Genomic DNA, 18,448 nt, shown 5'->3' on the forward strand with positions numbered 1-18,448 from the left:
ATGATTCGTGACACCTCTGCCCAGGACCAGGTTCTCCGCACCCCCACCCGGGGCACGCCGTGGCGCCGCTGGCTATGGCCCGGCATCGCGGCGGTCGCCGTGTTGGCCGGTATTGGCTGGGCGGTCACTGCATGGAGCGCCGGCAGCCGCTCGTTCGACGCCAGCCGGGTGCGCATCGCCACGGTCAGCCAGGGCGACCTGGTACGCGACATCGCCGCCGACGGCCGCGTGATCGCTGCCAACAGCCCCGTGCTGTACGCCATCTCCGCCGGCACGGTAACGCTGAGCGTGGTGGCCGGCGATGTGGTCAAGCAGGGCCAGGAGCTGGCGCGCATCGACAGCCCGGAGCTGCGCAGCAAGCTGGCGCAGGAGCAGGCCACGCTGGCCGGCCTGGAGGCCGAATCCAGCCGCGCCGCCCTGGATGCCACGCTTGCCCGCGCCAACGCCAGCAAGCTCACCGACCAGGCCCGGATCGACAAGCAGGCCGCCGCACGCGACCTGGAGCGCTACCAGCGTGGCTACGATGGCGGTGCGGTGCCGCAGGTGGAGCTGGCCAAGGCGCAGGACACCCTGAAGAAGACCGACATCGACCTGCAGCACGCCCAGCGCGATGCCGCGTTGAAGAGCCAGGGCGCAGATCTGGATTCGCGCAACAAGCGCCTGCTGGCCGACCGCCAACGCGCGGTGGTGGCCGAGGTGCAGCGCCAGGTGGACGCACTCACGCTGCGCTCGCCCTTCGATGGCCAGGTCGGCCAGGTGCAGGCCGTGCAGCACACCCAGGTCGCCGCGAACGCACCGATCCTGGGCGTGGTGGACCTGTCCAAGTTCGAAGTCGAGATCAAGGTGCCGGAAAGTTTCGCGCGCGATCTCGCGATCGGCATGCCAGCCCAGCTCACCAGCGGCAGCGGCGAACCGTTCCCCGGCGCCATCTCGGCGGTGTCGCCGGAAGTGGTCAACGGCGAAGTCACTGCGCGCATCCGCTTCACCGACAAGCAGCCGCCGGGCCTGCGCCAGAGCCAGCGCATGAGCGCACGCGTGGTGATGGACACGCGCCGCAACGTGCTCAAGGTCGAGCGCGGCCCCTTCGTCGAACAATCCGGCGGCAGCTACGCCTACGTGATGGATGGCAACACCGCAGTGCGCCGCCCGGTGCGCATGGGCGTCAGCAGTCTGGGCGAAGTGCAGGTGCTGTCCGGGCTGCAGGCCGGCGACCGCGTGGTGGTGTCCGGCGCAGACAACTTCGGCGATGCGCCGCGCGTCACCGTCCACTGATTCAGTCATTCCACCTCGTCGCACTCTCTCTTCGCAAAGGAATCGGCAATGCTCAAGATGCAAGCGGTCTCCAAGGTCTTCCGCACCGAACAGGTGGAAACGCACGCGCTGCGGTCGCTGGACCTGCATGTACGCGAAGGCGAATTCGTCGCGGTCACCGGCCCCTCCGGCTCGGGCAAGACCACCTTCCTCAACCTGGCCGGGCTGCTGGAAACCTTCACCAGCGGGCAGTATCTGCTCGATGGCGAAGACGTCAGCCATCTGTCCGACGATGCACGTTCGCGCCTGCGCAACCGCAAGATCGGCTTCATCTTCCAGGGCTTCAATCTGATTCCCGACCTCAACCTGTTCGACAACGTCGATGTGCCGTTGCGCTATCGCGGCATGGCCGCGGCCGAGCGCAAGCAGCGCATCGAAGAGGCGCTGACCAAGGTCGGCCTGGGCTCGCGCCTGCGTCACTACCCCACCGAACTCTCCGGTGGGCAACAGCAGCGCGCTGCGATTGCGCGCGCACTGGCCGGCAGTCCACGCTTGCTGCTGGCCGACGAACCCACCGGCAACCTCGATTCGCAAATGGCGCGCGGGGTGATGGAACTGCTGGAAGAGATCAACAGCCAGGGCACCACCATCGTCATGGTCACCCACGATCCGGAACTGGCCGCACGCGCGCAGCGCAACGTGCACATCGTCGACGGGCAGGCCACCGACCTGGAACGCAATCCCAGCCTGATGCGCACGCCTGCCGCCGTTGCAACCCTGGCCGACTGAGGAGCCCACCCATGTTCGGCTATTACTTCAATCTTGCGGTACGCAGCTTCCGCCGCAACAAGGTGCTGACCGCACTGATGGTGCTGGCCATCGCGCTGGGTATCGGCGCCAGCATGACCACGCTGACGGTGTTCCATGTGTTGTCGGGCGACCCGATTCCGCAAAAGAGCGATCGGTTGTTCTATGTGCAGGTGGATGCGGAACCGAAGTCCGGCTATCAGCCGGGAGACGAGCCCGATTACCAGTCCACCCGCTTCGACGCCGAGGCGCTGCTGCGTGAGAAGCGCGCCATGCGTCAGGCGATGATGTCAGGCGGAAGTGTCGCGATCGAGCCACAGCGCAGTGGATTGAGTCCTTTCAAGCTAAACGCTCGTTTCACTTCGGCCGATTTCTTTGCGATGTTCGACGTGCCCTTGCTCTACGGCCAAGCGTGGTCCGGCACAAGCGACGAGCGGCACGAACGTGTCGCGGTGATCAGCAAGTCGCTGAACGAAAAGCTGTTCGACGGTGGCAACAGCGTCGGGCGCGAAGTGCGCGTGGACAAGAACACCTTCCGTATCGTCGGCGTCCTGGATACCTGGAAGATCGACCCGCGCTTCTACGACATCACAGACACCTACGGCTCGAACGAACAGCTGTATGTGCCGTTCAGTACGGCGATGGATCTGAAATTGGCCCACGCCGGCGGGACCAACTGCTCCGGCAAGGTCGAGGCAGGCGACACCACCGCGCTGAATGCGCCCTGCACCTGGGTGCAGTACTGGGTGGAGCTGGAAAATGCCAAGCAAGCGGGCAGCTACAAGGCCTACCTCGAAAACTATTCCGATCAACAACGTGCCGCCGGGCGCTTTACCCGGCCCAACAATGTGCGCCTGCGCAACGTGATGCAGTGGCTGGACTACAACAAGGTGGTTCCCAGCGACGTCCGTCTGCAGTTGTGGCTGGCCATGGGCTTTCTGCTGGTGTGCCTGCTCAACACGGTCGGCCTGTTGCTGGCGAAATTCCTGCGCCGCAGCGGAGAGATTGGCGTGCGGCGTGCGCTTGGCGCGTCGCGCGGCGCAATCTTTGCGCAGTGCCTGGTGGAGGCAGGGACCATCGGCCTGGCCGGCGGCATCGGCGGACTTGGGCTGGCGTGGCTGGGGCTGTGGGCCGTGCGTCAGCAACCGGTGGATTACGCCGCACTGGCGCACCTGGATATCACAATGCTGCTGCTGACATTCGCCATTGCGATCGCCGCGAGCCTGCTCGCCGGCATCCTGCCGTCCTGGCGCGCCATCCAGGTCGCACCGGCACTGCAGTTGAAGTCGTCCTGAACCTCCTGCCCGCCGCATCGCGGCGAGCCACGCTTTCTATCTTCAAGGTCAGCCCATGGACATCCGACCCATCATCTCCACCTTGCGCCGCCATAAGACGGCCGCCGCACTGATCGTGCTCGAGATCGCACTGGCTTGCGCCATCATCTGCAATTCGCTGTTTTTGATCGGCAATCGTCTGGACACGCTCCGGACTCCCAGCGGCATCGCCGAACAGGAGTTGCTCAGTATCCAGCTGGACGGCATCGGCCCACAGGCCAATGCCGATGCACGCACCCGGGAGGATCTGGCAGCGCTGCGCGCGATACCCGGCGTGCGCAATGCGGTCATCACCAATCAGATCCCCTTCGTCAATTACTCGTCCAACACGGGGCTGACCCTGACCCCGGAGCAGGAACGCCCCACGCTCAATGCCGCGCAGTATCTGGTCAGCGAAGGCAGCCTGGATGCACTTGGCCTGCAATTGAATGCCGGCCGCGACTTCAGCCCCGACGAATACATCAGCCAGGAAAAGGCTGATAACGACGATGAAGTCCGCAAGAAGGGTGCGGCGGTCATTCTGACGCAGGGGGCGGCGGACAAGATGTTCCCCGACCACAGCGCGCTCGGCAAGACCATCTACTCTGGCGATGTCCCGCTGCGTATCGTCGGAATCGTGCGCACCCTGGCGCGGCCGAACAATGTCAATGGACTGTCGGCAAAGGACTATTCGATGCTGATGCCCATCCGTCCACCGTATAACAACGGGCAATACATCGTACGTGTCACCGATCCCTTGCGTCGGGCGGAAGTGCTGAAGGCGGCAGTGGCGGCCTTGATGAAAGTGGACAACAGCCGCTTGGTGCTGAAACAAGAGACCTACACCGAAATCCGCGAAAAGTATTTCCGCAATGATCGCGCCATGATCTGGCTGCTTGGAGCGGTGTGCGTCGCCCTGCTGATTGTGACCGCCTTGGGCATCGTCGGCCTGGCGAGTTTCTGGGTGCAGCAACGCACCAAGCAGATCGGTATCCGCCGTGCGCTGGGTGCAACGCGCAGCCAGATCCTGCGCTACTTCCAGATCGAGAATTTCCTGCTCGCCTCGGTCGGCATCGTGCTCGGCATGCTGATGGCCTACTCGATCAACGTCTGGCTGATGGCACGCTATGAATTGCCGCGACTGCCGGCAATCTACCTGCCGATTGGCGCGCTGCTGCTATGGATGCTCGGCCAGCTGGCGGTGTTCTGGCCGGCCCGCCGCGCAGCCGCAGTGCCCCCGGCTGTTGCCACCCGCAGTGCATGATGGCCGGCGTTGCTTCCCCGTCGCTTGGCAGTGGGGAAGCAACCCGGCTCGCCATCCACCGCGCGTTTCCACCATCGTTACGAACCGGATTCCCTCATGCCTTGCTCTCTTGCATCATCGGCATTGATCGCCCTGACCGCCTGCTGCCTCCTTCACCCCGGCCAGGCCGATGCGGCAACGCGGGCGCACGCGGCGTCGGCCTCGTCCAGCACTTCGACGCAAGAGGTGCTCGCCATCGACGACACCCGGCTGAACTGGCGCCATGACGATCAAGTTCTGGAACTCGTCGCCAGTAGCGACGGATTGCTGGTGACCCAGGCCAGCGCGTCGCTCAGCCTGCAGTTGCAACGCGGCGACCGCGTGCGCACGGCGGGCCGAACCCAGATCACCACAATCGCAACATTGCTGGCCGCACTGCAGGCTGCCGCAGGCAACCCCATCGCCGTGGATGTCATGCGCGATGGTGTGCAGGTGCACCTGATCTGGACAGCGGCCACGTACACACCGCTGTTGCCGCCCGCGGCTCCATAACCAGCGCCGTGCCGGCAACAGCCGATGCACCCTGCATCGGCCGCTTGAGTCCGCCGACCTTGCCGCCCGGCGATCTGCCGCCCCCGCCGAGCAGCGCGTTGTCGCTGCGTGTTGCCAGTATTCTGTGCCGATCCCATCCCGCGCCTTCTTGAGCAATGCGATGCCGCACATCCTGATCATCGACGACAACACGGCCGTGGCCACTGCATTGGAAGTGCTGTTTTCGTTGCACGACATCGAGGCGCGGCACGCGCATTCGCCGCAGGCCGGGCTTGCGCTGCTGGACGAGCAGGCGTTCGATCTGGTGATCCAGGACATGAACTTCACCGCCGACACCACCTCCGGCGAAGAGGGCGAGGCGCTGTTTACGCAGCTGCGTCAACGTCATCCGGACCTGCCGGTGATCCTGCTCACCGCCTGGACGCACCTGGGCAGCGCGGTGGGCCTGGTCAAGGCCGGTGCGGCCGATTACATCGCCAGGCCCTGGGACGACACCAAACTGCTGACCACGGTCAACAACCTGCTGGAACTGTCCGAAGCACGCCGCGAACTGGAACGTCGTCGCGAACGCGAACGCCGCGGCCGCGAGCAGTTGACCCAGCGCTACGACCTGCGCGGCGCGGTGTTCGCCGATCCGGCCAGCGAGCGCGCAATCGCCCTGGCCTGCCAGGTCGCACGCTCGGACTTGCCGGTGCTGATCACTGGCCCCAATGGCAGCGGCAAGGAAAAGATTGCCGAGATCATCCAGGCCAATTCGGCCACCAAACATGGCCCGTTCATTGCACTCAACTGCGGCGCCTTGCCAGGTGAATTGATCGAAGCCGAATTATTCGGGGCCGAAGCCGGCGCCTACACCGGCGCCAACAAGTCGCGCGAAGGCAAGTTCGAAGCGGCCGATGGCGGCACGCTGTTTCTCGACGAGATCGGCAACCTGCCGCTGGCAGGGCAAATGAAGTTGCTGCGCGTGCTGGAAACCGGCCGTTACGAGCGGCTGGGTTCCAACCGCGAACGCCACGCCAAGGTGCGCGTGATCAGCGCCACCAATTCAGATCTGCCGGCGATGATCCGCGACGGCAGTTTTCGCGAGGATCTGTATTACCGGCTCAACACGGTGGAAATCGCACTGCCCGCACTGTCCGAACGCCCCGGCGATATCGGCCCGCTGGCCGGGCACTTCCTTGCCGGTGAAAAGCCGCTATCCGCGCAGGCGCGCGATGCCTTGCAACGGCATGCCTGGCCCGGCAACGTGCGCGAGTTACGCAATGTGCTGCAACGCGCCGCCTTGCTCGCGCAGGGCGCGCGCATCGAAGCGGGCGATCTGAATCTGCCGCGTGCAACCGCGCCACGGCCGGCGACGCCGGCCGCAGGCGAGCCGGATCGCGCGCGTATCGAACAGGCGCTGGCACGCGCGCAAGGCGTGATCGCACAAGCGGCCGCCGAGCTGGGGTTGAGCCGCCAGGCGCTGTATCGGCGCATGGACCGCTACGGCATCAGCTCGGAATGATCCTTCGCATGCGGAACCGCTCTTTCACGTTTTCGCTGTTTTTGCGCTTGCTGCCGGTGCTTGCGCTGGCGGCTGCATTTCCATGGTTCATGGCGTACTGGCTGGACCACGGCTGGCAGGTGGCGACGATTTCGGTCCTCGTCCTGCTGGCAGCGATGTGGTTCAGCCTCAACCGCGCCACCGCACCGATGCGCTCGCTGTTTCGTGCGCTGGCCGGCACCACCAGCAGTTACCGCGATGGCGAATACAACTTCGGTGTCCACTGGCGCGGCAATGACGAACTGGCACAACTGGTGCAGGCGCATGCCGAACTCGGCGACGTGCTGCGTGCGCAACGCCGCGACCTGGTGCAACGCGAACTGATGCTCGACACCATGCTGCAGAACACGCCGGTCGCGATGCTGCTGGTGGTGGCCGGCGGCGATGGCCTGCGACGGATCGGTTTCTCCAACAATGCCGCACGCAAACTGCTGCATGGCGGGCGCAAGCTCGAAGGCCAGCATCTGGACGATGTGCTGGAGCGCATGCCGGGCGAATTGCGCGATGCCCTGGCCCGCGGCGGCGACTGCCTGTTTGCGGTACGCGAAGAGGGTGACGACGAAGACGATGAGCAGATCTACCACCTGTCGCGGCGCAGCTTCCACCTCAATGGGCGCGGCCATGAGCTGCTGCTGATCCGCACCCTGACCACCGAGCTGCGCCGGCAGGAAGTGCAGACCTGGAAGAAGGTCATCCGCGTGATCAGCCACGAATTGAACAACTCGCTGGCTCCGATCGCCTCGCTGGCGCATTCCGGCGCCGAGCTGCTGCGCCGCGAACGCACCGACCGCCTGGGCACGGTGTTCGAAACCATCGAAGAACGCGCGCGCCATCTGGAAGGGTTTATCCGCGGCTATGCGCGATTTGCAAAGTTGCCGCAGCCGCAGCTGCAGACAATCGCCTGGGAACCATTTCTGGAACGCTTGCGGCAACAGATCCCGTTCCAGTTGCAGGGCGACCTCAGCGATGTCAGCAGCCGCATCGATGCCGCCCAGGTCGAACAGGCGCTGCTCAACCTGCTCAAGAACGCGCACGAAGCCTGCAGCGAAGCGCAGCCGGCCAATAGCGAGGTCGCCGTGCGCGTAAGCCGCGTGCCGCAATGGCTGCGCATCGAAGTGCTCGACCGCGGCAATGGCATGAACGAAGCGGTGCTGCACAATGCGCTGATGCCGTTTTACTCGACCAAGCGCAACGGCACCGGCCTGGGGCTCGCACTGACCCGCGAAATCGCCGAGGCGCACGGCGGGCGCATTTCGCTGCACAACCGCGCGCATGGCGGGCTGTGTGTGACCCTGTTGCTGCCACTGGCCGCGTGAAGGCAGGACCCCGTCCACGCCTGGTAGCGCCTAGGATCAGCACGCGTCATCGTTGCATCAGACCGTCCGCATCAGAACGCCGTCGTTCAGCTGTAGGAGCGCACCCGGGCGCGACAGGCTTCCCGGCATTGTCAGTCGCGCCTGGGTGCGCTCCTACGCAGTCGATCTGGGGCCGCAGCGCACTGTATTGTCCGCCAACAGGGCGGCCTACTTTTTAGCAGGTCGCTCCCATCCTTCGATCACGGTCTGCCGCGGACGCGACACACTGAGCTGGCCCGGCGGTGCATCGCGGGTGATCACCGACCCCGCGCCGATGGTCGCATTGGTGCCGATCTCGATGGGTGCCACCAACGCGCTGTTGGAGCCGACAAAGGCGCCATCGCCGATGGTGGTCTGCGATTTGTTCACCCCATCGTAATTGCAGGTGATGGTGCCGGCGCCGATGTTGACCTTGCTGCCGATGACCGCATCGCCCAGGTAGGTGAGGTGATTGGCCTTGCTGCCCACGCCCATCGTGACCTTTTTGGTCTCCACGAAATTGCCGATATGCACGCCATCGGCCAACACGGTGCCGGGGCGCAGCCGTGCGAACGGGCCCACCAGCACCGCACCTTCGGTGACCACGCCTTCCAGGTCGCAGTGCGCGCGCACCTGCGTACCCGCGCCCAGGTTTACGTCGCGCAACCGGACGAACGGACCGATCACCACGCCATCGCCCAGGGTCACATCGCCTTCCAGAATCACGTCGATATCCAGCTGCACGTCGCGGCCCACCTGCACGCTGCCGCGCTGCTCCACGCGCGCAGGGTCGGCCATGCGCACGCCCTGCAGGCATAGCGCCCGCGCCGCCCGTGTCTGCCACGCACGCTCCAGCTGGGCCAGCTGCCAGGGGTCGTTGGCGCCCTCCACATCCTGCGGGTCGGCTACGTAGACCATGTCGGCCGGCGTGAAATCGCTGGCCGCGCTGGCAAACACATCGGTCAGATAGAACTCGCCCTGCGCGTTGTCGTTAGACAGGCCACCCAGCCAACGGCGCAGCGCGGTGGATTCGGCGGTGAGGATGCCGGTATTGATGGTGCGGATACGGCGCTGCTCTTCGCTGGCATCCTTCTGCTCGACGATCGCTGCCACCTTGCCTTCGGCATCGCGCAGGATGCGTCCATAACCGGTGGGATTGGCGGGTTCGGCGACCAGCACCGCCATGCGCCCCGGCGCGTGCAGCAGTTCCAGCAGGCTCTCGCTGCGGATCAGCGGAACATCGCCGTACAGCACCAGCACCGTGGCCGCATCCGGAATCGCATCCATTGCCTGTTGCACTGCGTGGCCGGTGCCGAGTTGCTCGCGCTGCTCGGCCCATTGCAGATCCTGCTGCGCAGCGAATGCGTCCCGCACCTGGTCGCCGCCGTGCCCGTACACGATATGGATCGCCGCCGGCTGCAGCTGGCGTGCGGTGGCGATCACGTGCGCCAGCATCGGCCGGCCCGCCAGCGGCTGCAGCACCTTGGGCAGCGACGAGCGCATGCGCTTGCCCTCGCCTGCGGCCAGGATCACAACGTGCAAAGGCAGGGTCATCAACAGTTCCCGAGAGGATAGACGCGTAAATTCTAGTCGCAGCGGTGCAACACGGCGTGCCCGTCACAGAGGATCGGCAGGCAATGACACACCGTTAAGCGCGGCGACCGCTAGGATGGGCGCCCTTTCTTCCTCTTCGGTCCGCATGAGCCTGTTCCGCCAAGGCAGCCAGTTCATCCTCATTGGCGCGCTACAGTTGGCGGTGGATTGCGGCATCTTCATCGCGGCCACCGCCGCCGGCATGCCTGCGGTGCCGGCCAATCTGCTCGGGCGCGTCAGCGGTGCGGTGCTCGGCTTCTGGCTCAACGGCCGCTACACCTTTGCCCGGCAAGGCGATGCTCGCCTTGGCTGGCAGCGTTTCCGACGCTTCGCGGTAATGTGGCTGGCGCTGACGCTGATCAGCACTTGGCTGCTGTCGGTCACCGTCGATCTGGTCGGCCTGCGCCAGGCCTGGCTGGCCAAACCGCTGGTCGAAGGCGGGCTGGCAATCGTGTCGTTCTTTTTGGGCCGGCACGTGGTGTATCGCTGAGGCCAGGCAAGTGAGTACAGCGACCTGGCGCATGGAACGCGCCGCGCTGGCGCGACCTGTCCTGCACAATGCGCCTGCCTTCGCCTGGGGAGCGCTGGCGAACAGCCGCCATGCGACAGGCATGTCGTTCAGACCCCTGCCTTTCCCGTCGCAGACGACCGCCAGCGGCGCCCACGCGGACCTCAGGCTGACAACCGCGCACGAACCCGGCGTCGCCGTCGTTGGACGCTATTGGTAAACAACCGCATCACCCACAGGTCGCCAGACCACGCGGCCGATCGCTGACCGCGCGGTTATCCACCTGATTGCAGATGCGGCCACTCGTTCCAGCACATGTTGCAAGCGCATAGACCCACACACGCCCCTGCATGGTCTGCTCGCCTGTCGAACCCGTCGCGCCGATTGCCGCCCGCTAGGTCTTGTTACCCGCCTGCTGGCAGAAGTCGCCCAGGCTACGCACCAGTGCCGCGCGATGCAGTGCGTCCAGTTGCCACTGCGCGGCATAGCGCGCAGCCGCGCGTGCGGTATCGGTCGGGCACTCCCGCGCCGCGCGTGCGGGACCTGCGGCGGCCAGTGCATCGAGCAACTCGCCTTGCAGCTGGTCCAGCCGTGCGCGCAACGCGGCCAGATCCGGCCGGGCGGTATCCGGCGCGCGGCCGCGCTCGTGCCAGCGATTCAGTAGTGCATATTGCACCGCCTTGTTGGCCTCGATCTGCGCGGCAAAAAAACGCACCGCGTCATCGGGCTCCAGCCCATGGTGGGATGCCTGATCGCGCACGCTCAGCAACACTGCGGCTTCGCGCGTCTGGTCCAGTACCGGCTTGCCGCTGTCCCACTTGCTCAACGCCACGGCATCGCCGATGGCATTGCGCGCCACGATGCGGTCCAGCAGCGGGTCCAGCGACGGCTGGCTGCGCGCCGGCCACGCGCACCCCAGCAGTGCGGCCGTCAGCATGCCGGTCATGACGTAACGACGGAAGCCATCCACCCAGTGGGTCATGTAACGATCCTCAACGACAGGTCGGCTGCGGCGATGACGCGCAGACGTCAACCAAGGCACACAAACCGTCGTAACGGCGCATCCCGCATCGCACCACGGCACAAGCGCGCAGTGTGCCTGTTACCCACAGAACATGGCGTGCTGTCCCGCAACCGCGGCTCCAGAAACGAAAACGCCGACACGGAGGTCGGCGTTTGCAGTCCACAACTGGGTGCGGCAGTACACGGGCATCGCGTTGCCTGACCCTTGCCGGGCCAGGCACGCGCTCAGTGCTTGAGATTACGGCGCAGGCGTTCGAGCGCCTGCAACTGCACCGTCGCCTCGGCCAGCTGACGCTGCGCCTGGGCCACGTCCACCGTGTCACCACGGTTGGCCAGCAGCCGCTCGGCTTCTTCCTTGACCTTGCGGACGGCGGCCTCGTCGATGTCCTGCGCACGCACCGCGGTGTCGACCAGCACGGTCACCACCTGCGGCTGCACTTCCAGGATGCCGCCGGAAATGGCGAAGTCCAGCTGTTCGCCACTGGCAGTGGTGACCACCACCTTGCCCGGCTTCAGGCGGGTGATCAGCGGTGCGTGCTTGGGCGCAATGCCCAGCTCGCCCAGCTCGCCGGTAGCCACGACCAGCGTCGCCTCACCGTGGAAGATCTCCTTCTCGGCGCTGACGATGTCGCAACGGATAGTGCTCATGGTGGATGCCTCACGTTGTGAGGCGGAGATTGGGGATTGGGAATTCGGGATTGGCAACCGCAGCTTTCACCATGGCCACTCATCTCGTTTCCGCACCCCGCCCACCGCCTTACCTAATCCCGAATCCCGAATGCCAAATCCCGGCTCTTACGCCTTGGCGCTCATCTTGTTGGCTTTCTCGACCGCTTCTTCGATGCTGCCGACCATGTAGAACGCCTGCTCCGGCAGGTGGTCGTATTCGCCGTCGCAGATCGCCTTGAAGCCGCGGATGGTGTCCTTCAACGAGACGTACTTGCCCGGCGAGCCGGTGAACACTTCGGCCACGTGGAAGGGCTGGCTGAAGAAGCGCTCGATCTTGCGTGCGCGCGACACCGACTGCTTGTCTTCTTCGCTCAGCTCGTCCATGCCCAGGATCGCGATGATGTCCTTCAGTTCCTTGTACTTCTGCAAGGTCTGCTGGACGCGCTGGGCGGTGTCGTAATGCTCGTGCCCGATCACCAGCGGGTCCATCTGGCGGCTGGTGGAATCCAGCGGATCCACGGCCGGGTAGATACCCAGCGAAGCGATGTTACGGCTCAGCGTAACGGTCGAGTCCAAGTGGGCGAAGGTGGTCGCCGGCGACGGGTCGGTCAGGTCGTCTGCGGGCACGTACACGGCCTGGATCGAGGTGATCGAACCACTCTTGGTCGAGGTGATGCGCTCCTGCAGCACGCCCATTTCTTCGGCCAGCGTCGGCTGGTAGCCCACTGCCGACGGCATGCGGCCGAGCAGTGCGGACACTTCGGTACCGGCCAGCGTGTAGCGGTAGATGTTGTCCACGAACAGCAGCACGTCCTTGCCCTTGCCGCTGGCGTCCTTCTCGTCGCGGAAGTACTCGGCCATGGTCAGGCCGGTCAGCGCCACGCGCAGACGGTTGCCCGGCGGCTCGTTCATCTGGCCGTACACCATTGCGACCTTGTCCAGGACGTTGGAGTCCTTCATCTCGTGGTAGAAGTCGTTGCCCTCACGGGTACGCTCGCCCACGCCGGCGAACACGGACAGACCGCTGTGCGCCTTGGCGATGTTGTTGATCAGTTCCATCATGTTGACGGTCTTGCCGACGCCAGCGCCGCCGAACAGGCCGACCTTGCCGCCCTTGGCGAACGGGCACATCAGGTCGATGACCTTGATGCCGGTTTCCAGCAATTCGGTGCTGGACGACTGGTCTTCATACGACGGTGCGCCGCGATGGATTTCCCAGTGATCCGAGGCCTGCACGTCACCGGCTTCGTCGATCGGGCGACCCAGCACGTCCATGATGCGGCCCAGCGTACCGGCACCGACCGGCACCGAAATGGCGCGTTCGGTGTTGGTGGCGACCAGGTTGCGCTTCAGGCCGTCGGTGGAGCCCAGCGCAATCGTGCGCACGACGCCGTCGCCCAGCTGCTGCTGCACTTCCAGGGTGATTTCGGTGCCGTCGACCTTGAGCGCGTGATACACCTTCGGCACTTCATTACGCGGGAATTCGACGTCGACGACCGCGCCGATGATCTGAACGATCTTGCCCTGACTCATTTGGATAACTCCACTAATGTCTGTTCGATTCTGGTGTCGGGAATGGGGAATCGAGAATGGGGAATGGGGAGATCAAGAGCACCGATGGCCTTGCCTATTCCCGTTTCCCGATTCTCCATTCCCGGCTACACAGCGGCCGCGCCGCTGACGATTTCCGAAATTTCCTGGGTGATCGCCGCCTGGCGCGCCTTGTTGTAGACCAGTTGCAAGGTGCCGATCATCTTGTTGGCGTTGTCGCTGGCGGCCTTCATCGCCACCATGCGCGCTGCATGTTCGGAGGCCACGTTTTCCAGCACCGCCTGGTACACCAGCGACTCGATGTAACGCGTCATCACGTGCTCCAGCACGGTCGCGGCATCGGGTTCGTACAGGTAGTCCCAATCGTGCTGCGCCACCTTGTGCTCGGCGGCCGGCAGCGGCAGCAGCTGATCGAAGCTGGCCTTCTGCGTCATGGTGTTCACAAAACGGTTGTAGACCAGATACACGCGGTCCACCCGGCCCTCGATGAAGGCATCGATCATCACCTTGATCACGCCGATCAGCTGTTCCACCTGCGGGCTGTCGCCCAGGTGGGTCACGCTGCCGACCATATTGACCTTGATGCGACGGAAAAACGCCGAAGCCTTCTGGCCGATGGTCACCACGTCGATTTCGGCGCCGGTGTCCTGCCACGGGCGCACTTCGCCGAGCATCTTGCGGAACAGGTTGTTGTTCAGACCGCCGGCCAGGCCGCGGTCGGAAGAGATCACGATGTAGCCGACCCGCTTGACCTGCTCGCGCTCGACCAGGAACGGATGCTGGAAATCGGTGCTGGCCTGCGCCAGATGCCCGATCACCTGCTTCATCGCCTGCGCATACGGACGCGAGGTCTTCATGCGGTCCTGCGCCTTGCGGATCTTGGAGGCCGAGACCATTTCGAGCGCGCGCGTCACCTTGCGGGTGTTCTGCACGCTCTTGATCTTGGTTTTGATTTCGCGTCCGCCTGCCATTGCTCGCTCGCTTCGCTCGTGGGAATCGGGATTCGGGATTCGGGAATGGCCAAAGCCTCCCACGTCCCGCACCACGACTTCCGAATACCTAATCTGAAGATTCGAAACGATGGTCGAGGATCAACAAGACCTCGACCATCCGCTCTTACAAATCCCGAATGCCCAATCCCGAATCCCGGCTACTGACTTACCAGGTGCCCGTGGTCTTGAACTCTGCGATGCCCTTCTTGAACGCCGCTTCGATGTCGTTGTCCCAACCGCCGGTGCTGTTGATCTTGCTGACCAACTCGCCCTGGGTGTTGGCGAAGTGCGCGTGCAGGCCTTCTTCAAACGCCAGCAACTTGTTGACCGGTACGTCGTCGAGGAAACCCTCGTTGACCGCGTAGATCGACAGCGCCTGGTTGGCGATGGACATCGGCGCGTACTGCTTCTGCTTCATCAGCTCGGTGACGCGCTGACCGCGCTCGAGCTGCTTGCGGGTGGCTTCGTCCAGGTCCGAGGCGAACTGCGCAAACGCCGCCAGCTCGCGGTACTGCGCCAGCGAGATACGGATGCCGCCGGACAGCTTCTTGATGATCTTGGTCTGGGCTGCACCACCGACGCGCGACACCGAGATGCCGGCGTTGACGGCCGGACGGATACCGGCGTTGAACAGATCGGTTTCCAGGAAGATCTGGCCGTCGGTGATCGAGATCACGTTGGTCGGCACGAACGCGGACACGTCGCCGGCCTGCGTTTCAATGATCGGCAGCGCGGTCAGCGAGCCGGTCTTGCCGGTCACCGCACCGTTGGTGAACTTCTCCACGTATTCCTCGGACACGCGTGCAGCGCGCTCGAGCAGGCGGGAGTGCAGATAGAACACGTCGCCCGGGTAGGCTTCGCGACCCGGCGGGCGCTTGAGCAGCAGCGAGATCTGGCGGTAGGCAACGGCCTGCTTGGACAGATCGTCGTACACGATCAATGCGTCTTCGCCGCGGTCCATGAAGTACTCGCCCATGGTGCAGCCGGCGTACGGGCTGATGTACTGCATCGCGGCCGATTCGGACGCGGTCGCAGCCACCACCACGGTGTGTGCCAGCGCGCCATTTTCTTCCAGCTTGCGCACGATGTTGGCAACGGTCGAGGCCTTCTGGCCGATCGCCACGTACACGCACTTGATGCCGGTGCCCTTCTGGTTGATCACCGCATCGATCGCCAGCGCGGTCTTGCCGGTCTGACGGTCCCCGATGACCAGCTCGCGCTGGCCACGGCCGATCGGGATCATTGCATCGACCGACTTGTAACCAGTCTGCACCGGCTGGTCGACCGACTTGCGCCAGATCACGCCGGGCGCCACGCGCTCCACCGGTGCGGTCTGGGTGGCGCCCAGCGGGCCCTTGCCGTCGATCGGCTCGCCGAGTGCGTTGACCACGCGACCCAGCAGCTCCGGACCGACCGGCACTTCCAGGATGCGGCCGGTGGTCTTGGCCACGTCGCCTTCGCGCAGGCTTTCGTAGTCGCCCAGCACCACGGCGCCGACCGAATCGCGCTCCAGGTTCAGTGCAAGCGCGAATGTGTTGTTCGGCAGTTCGATCATTTCGCCCTGCATCACATCGGCCAGGCCGAAGATGCGCACGATGCCGTCGGACACGCTGGTCACGGAGCCTTCGTTGCGCGACTCCGCGGACAGCTTGACCGTCTCGATGCGGGTCTTGATCAGGTCGCTGATTTCGGAGGGGTTGAGCGTGGTTGCCATCGTTCAGTCCTAGGTGCCGGCCACAAGGGCCATGCGTTTATGTGAATTCAGTGGGCGAGCGAACTTTGCAGACGCGCAAGCTTGCCCTTCAGCGAGCCGTCGATGACCACGTCGCCGGTATCGATCACCGCGCCGCCGATCAGCGACGCATCCACCGCGGTGGTGATGTCCACCTCGCGGCCGAAACGCTTCTTCAGCGCGACGGCAATCGTGTCCAGCTCGGCCGGGCTCATCTCGGTGGCCGAGGTCACGGTCGCCTTGACGACGTGTTCGGCTTCGGCGCGCAGCTGTTCGTACAGCCCCGCTACTTCCGGCAGCAGCGACAGCCGCTGCGCATCGGCCAGCAGGCCGAGGAAGCGCAGATAGTCTTCGCCTGCCTGCGGTGGCGCCAGCAACGTTACCGCCTGTTCCTGGCCCAGGGCCGGGTTGAGCAGCAGCGCAGCCACGCGCGGATCGCCAGCCACCTGCGCCGAAAACGCCAGCGCATCGGACCAGGGCGCGAATGTGCCGCCCTCACGCGCGATCGCAAACGCGGCACGGCCGTAGGGACGGGCAAGTGTGAGGGCCTGACTCATCGCTTAAATCTCCGCCGCCAGCTCGTCGAGCAGCGCCTTGTGGGCGTTGGCGTCGATTTCGCGCTTGAGCAGCTTTTCTGCACCGCTGACGGCCAGCACCGAGACCTGCCTGCGCAGCTCTTCGCGGGCACGGGTGGCGGATGCGTCGATTTCGGTCTGGGCAAGATCCTTCTGACGGTTGGCTTCGGCGATTGCCTCCAGCTTGGCCGCTTCAATGATCTGGTTGGCGCGCGCATGGGCCTGATCGATGATCTCGTTGGCCTTGGTGCGTGCGTCCTTCAATGCTTCGTTGACCTTTTCCTGCGCCTGCGCCAGATCCTTCTGACTGCGATCGGCCGCAGCCAGACCTTCAGCGATCTTTTGCTGACGCTCTTCGATCGCCTGCAACAGCGGCGGCCAGATTTTGGTCGCCACGATCCAGATCAGACCGGCGAAGGCCAACGCCTGGGCAAAGATGGTAAGGGTGATATCCATGGGTCGCTCAATCGCTGTTTAGGGGTGAAAGCGCCGCCGCACGGGCGACGCTTTCCGACCTTCATCCGCGGAGGCAACCGCGCGCGGCTGCCTCCACATCCTGCTACCGCTGGATCAGCCGGCGGCCTGCGACAGACGCTCGATGAACACCTGGGCCAGCGGGTTGGCGAAGGCGAACAGCAGGCCGACAGCGACGCTGATGATGAACGCGGCGTCGATCAGGCCGGCGGTGATGAACATACGCACCTGCAGCACCGGAATCAGTTCCGGCTGGCGTGCAGCCGATTCCAGGAACTTGCCAGCCATGATGGCCAGACCGAGGCCGGCACCCAGCGCGGCCAGGCCGATCATGATGCCGACGGCGAGGACGGTGGAGCTCTGGACTTGAGCGAGGTTGGTCAGGACGGCGAGGTACATGGTGATCTCCGAACGAAAGTTTCTAAGGGTGATGGATGAAGCGGAATGAAGCAGATGAAGGGGTGACGCAAACTCAGTGACTGTCTTCAGCCAGGCTCAGATACACGATCGACAGCATCATGAAAATGAAGGCCTGCAGCGGAATCACCAACAGGTGGAACAGCATCCAGCCAAGGCCGAATGCGCCGCCAGCGACCATGCCGGCGATGCCCGCACCGCCCAGCACCCAGATCAGCAGGAAGACGATCTCGCCGCCGAACATGTTGCCGAACAGTCGCATCGCCAACGAAATCGGCTTGCTCAGCCACTCGACGATGTTCAAGAGCAGGTTGAACGGCATCATCCACTTGCCGAACGGCGCCGTGAGGAACTCCTTGGTCATGCCGCCCACGCCCTTGGAGCGCAGCGAGAACACGATCATCAGGAAGAACACGCTGATCGACATGCCCAAGGTGGCATTGACGTCGGCGGTGGGTACCGGCTTCCAGGCATGGATACCGGCCCACCCCAGCGGAATGGCGATGAAATCGGCCGGAATCATCTTGATGAGGTTCATCAACAGGATCCAGAAGAAGATGGTGATCGCGATCGGCGTCACCAGCTTGCTGCTGCCGTGATAGGTGTCCTTGGCCTGGCGGTCGACGAACTCCAGGCAGATTTCCACGAATGCCTGCCACTTGCCCGGCACGCCGGCGGTGGCATTGCGGGTCGCCGTCCAGAATGCCAGCACCATCACCAGGCCCATCAGCACAGCCATGACCAGGGTGTCGACGTGGATGGTCCAAAACGTGCCGCCACCCTCGCCAACCGGATAGATCAGGTTCTGCAAGTGATGCTGGATATAGGAGGTAGGGGTTGCTGCCTCGCCCGCCATGTGTCTGGAGCCCTT

18 protein-coding genes are annotated in these 18,448 nt (G+C 64.4%); 8 read left to right on the plus strand and 10 right to left on the minus strand.

Going from position 1 to position 18,448, the window contains the following annotated elements:
- The 7 genes from OZ10_RS06855 (at window position 1) to OZ10_RS06885 (ending at window position 8,025) form a co-directional block, all read left to right on the plus strand.
- On the plus strand, window positions 1–1,272 hold the full coding sequence (locus tag OZ10_RS06855; protein ID WP_039564282.1) for an efflux RND transporter periplasmic adaptor subunit: 1,272 nt from the start codon (window positions 1–3) through the stop codon (window positions 1,270–1,272).
- A gap of 48 nt (window positions 1,273–1,320) precedes the next feature.
- Window positions 1,321–2,040, plus strand: coding sequence for an ABC transporter ATP-binding protein (locus tag OZ10_RS06860; RefSeq protein WP_011348648.1), 720 nt, complete (start codon window positions 1,321–1,323; stop codon window positions 2,038–2,040).
- Between the two features lie 11 nt (window positions 2,041–2,051).
- A complete protein-coding gene (locus tag OZ10_RS06865; RefSeq protein ID WP_039564283.1) occupies window positions 2,052–3,353 on the plus strand; it encodes an ABC transporter permease in 1,302 nt (433 codons plus the stop codon).
- 55 nt (window positions 3,354–3,408) lie between these two features.
- Entirely contained in the window at window positions 3,409–4,635 is a 1,227-nt protein-coding gene (locus OZ10_RS06870) for an ABC transporter permease (protein ID WP_039564284.1), read from the plus strand.
- A 225-nt stretch (window positions 4,636–4,860) separates the two neighbouring features.
- Complete coding sequence (locus OZ10_RS06875; protein ID WP_039417653.1) at window positions 4,861–5,166, plus strand: hypothetical protein; 306 nt, start codon at window positions 4,861–4,863, stop codon at window positions 5,164–5,166.
- A gap of 160 nt (window positions 5,167–5,326) precedes the next feature.
- Entirely contained in the window at window positions 5,327–6,670 is a 1,344-nt protein-coding gene (locus tag OZ10_RS06880; RefSeq protein WP_039564307.1) for a sigma-54-dependent transcriptional regulator, read from the plus strand.
- 8 nt (window positions 6,671–6,678) lie between these two features.
- Window positions 6,679–8,025, plus strand: coding sequence for a sensor histidine kinase (locus OZ10_RS06885; RefSeq protein WP_039564308.1), 1,347 nt, complete (start codon window positions 6,679–6,681; stop codon window positions 8,023–8,025).
- Between the two features lie 207 nt (window positions 8,026–8,232).
- Here OZ10_RS06885 and glmU read toward each other — a convergent pair whose 3' ends face one another.
- Window positions 8,233–9,597, minus strand: coding sequence for a bifunctional UDP-N-acetylglucosamine diphosphorylase/glucosamine-1-phosphate N-acetyltransferase GlmU (gene glmU, locus OZ10_RS06890; protein WP_039564285.1), 1,365 nt, complete (start codon window positions 9,595–9,597; stop codon window positions 8,233–8,235).
- 145 nt (window positions 9,598–9,742) lie between these two features.
- On the opposite strand from glmU, the gene OZ10_RS06895 reads away from it, so the two are divergent.
- Window positions 9,743–10,126 carry a GtrA family protein gene (locus OZ10_RS06895; RefSeq protein WP_039409185.1) on the plus strand — a complete coding sequence of 128 codons (384 nt, stop codon included), beginning with the start codon at window positions 9,743–9,745 and terminating at the stop codon, window positions 10,124–10,126.
- 412 nt (window positions 10,127–10,538) lie between these two features.
- Here OZ10_RS06895 and OZ10_RS06900 read toward each other — a convergent pair whose 3' ends face one another.
- The 9 genes from OZ10_RS06900 to atpB form a co-directional block, all read right to left on the minus strand.
- Complete coding sequence (locus OZ10_RS06900) at window positions 10,539–11,126, minus strand: chorismate mutase (RefSeq protein ID WP_039564287.1); 588 nt, start codon at window positions 11,124–11,126, stop codon at window positions 10,539–10,541.
- Between the two features lie 266 nt (window positions 11,127–11,392).
- Window positions 11,393–11,815 (minus strand): F0F1 ATP synthase subunit epsilon, encoded by a 423-nt coding sequence (locus OZ10_RS06905; protein WP_005992065.1) that lies wholly within the window; start codon window positions 11,813–11,815, stop codon window positions 11,393–11,395.
- 147 nt (window positions 11,816–11,962) lie between these two features.
- The gene (gene atpD, locus OZ10_RS06910; RefSeq protein WP_003484008.1) at window positions 11,963–13,369 is read right to left on the minus strand and encodes a F0F1 ATP synthase subunit beta; all 1,407 of its coding nucleotides are present in this window, start codon (window positions 13,367–13,369) and stop codon (window positions 11,963–11,965) included.
- Window positions 13,370–13,494: 125 nt separating this feature from the next.
- A complete protein-coding gene (gene atpG, locus OZ10_RS06915; RefSeq protein ID WP_039409202.1) occupies window positions 13,495–14,358 on the minus strand; it encodes a F0F1 ATP synthase subunit gamma in 864 nt (287 codons plus the stop codon).
- A 187-nt stretch (window positions 14,359–14,545) separates the two neighbouring features.
- Entirely contained in the window at window positions 14,546–16,093 is a 1,548-nt protein-coding gene (gene atpA, locus OZ10_RS06920) for a F0F1 ATP synthase subunit alpha (RefSeq protein WP_039409204.1), read from the minus strand.
- 47 nt (window positions 16,094–16,140) lie between these two features.
- Window positions 16,141–16,668: a F0F1 ATP synthase subunit delta gene (locus OZ10_RS06925; protein WP_039409206.1), complete on the minus strand. Its 528-nt coding sequence runs from the start codon at window positions 16,666–16,668 to the stop codon at window positions 16,141–16,143.
- Between the two features lie 3 nt (window positions 16,669–16,671).
- Window positions 16,672–17,142: a F0F1 ATP synthase subunit B gene (locus OZ10_RS06930; protein ID WP_039409208.1), complete on the minus strand. Its 471-nt coding sequence runs from the start codon at window positions 17,140–17,142 to the stop codon at window positions 16,672–16,674.
- A gap of 114 nt (window positions 17,143–17,256) precedes the next feature.
- Window positions 17,257–17,559 (minus strand): F0F1 ATP synthase subunit C, encoded by a 303-nt coding sequence (atpE, locus tag OZ10_RS06935; protein WP_002814105.1) that lies wholly within the window; start codon window positions 17,557–17,559, stop codon window positions 17,257–17,259.
- A gap of 73 nt (window positions 17,560–17,632) precedes the next feature.
- Window positions 17,633–18,433: a F0F1 ATP synthase subunit A gene (atpB, locus tag OZ10_RS06940; RefSeq protein ID WP_039409216.1), complete on the minus strand. Its 801-nt coding sequence runs from the start codon at window positions 18,431–18,433 to the stop codon at window positions 17,633–17,635.
- Between the last annotated feature and the right edge of the window lie 15 nt (window positions 18,434–18,448).

Source organism: Xanthomonas cannabis pv. cannabis (genome assembly GCF_000802365.1).
Classification (GTDB): Bacteria; Pseudomonadota; Gammaproteobacteria; order Xanthomonadales; family Xanthomonadaceae; genus Xanthomonas; species Xanthomonas cannabis.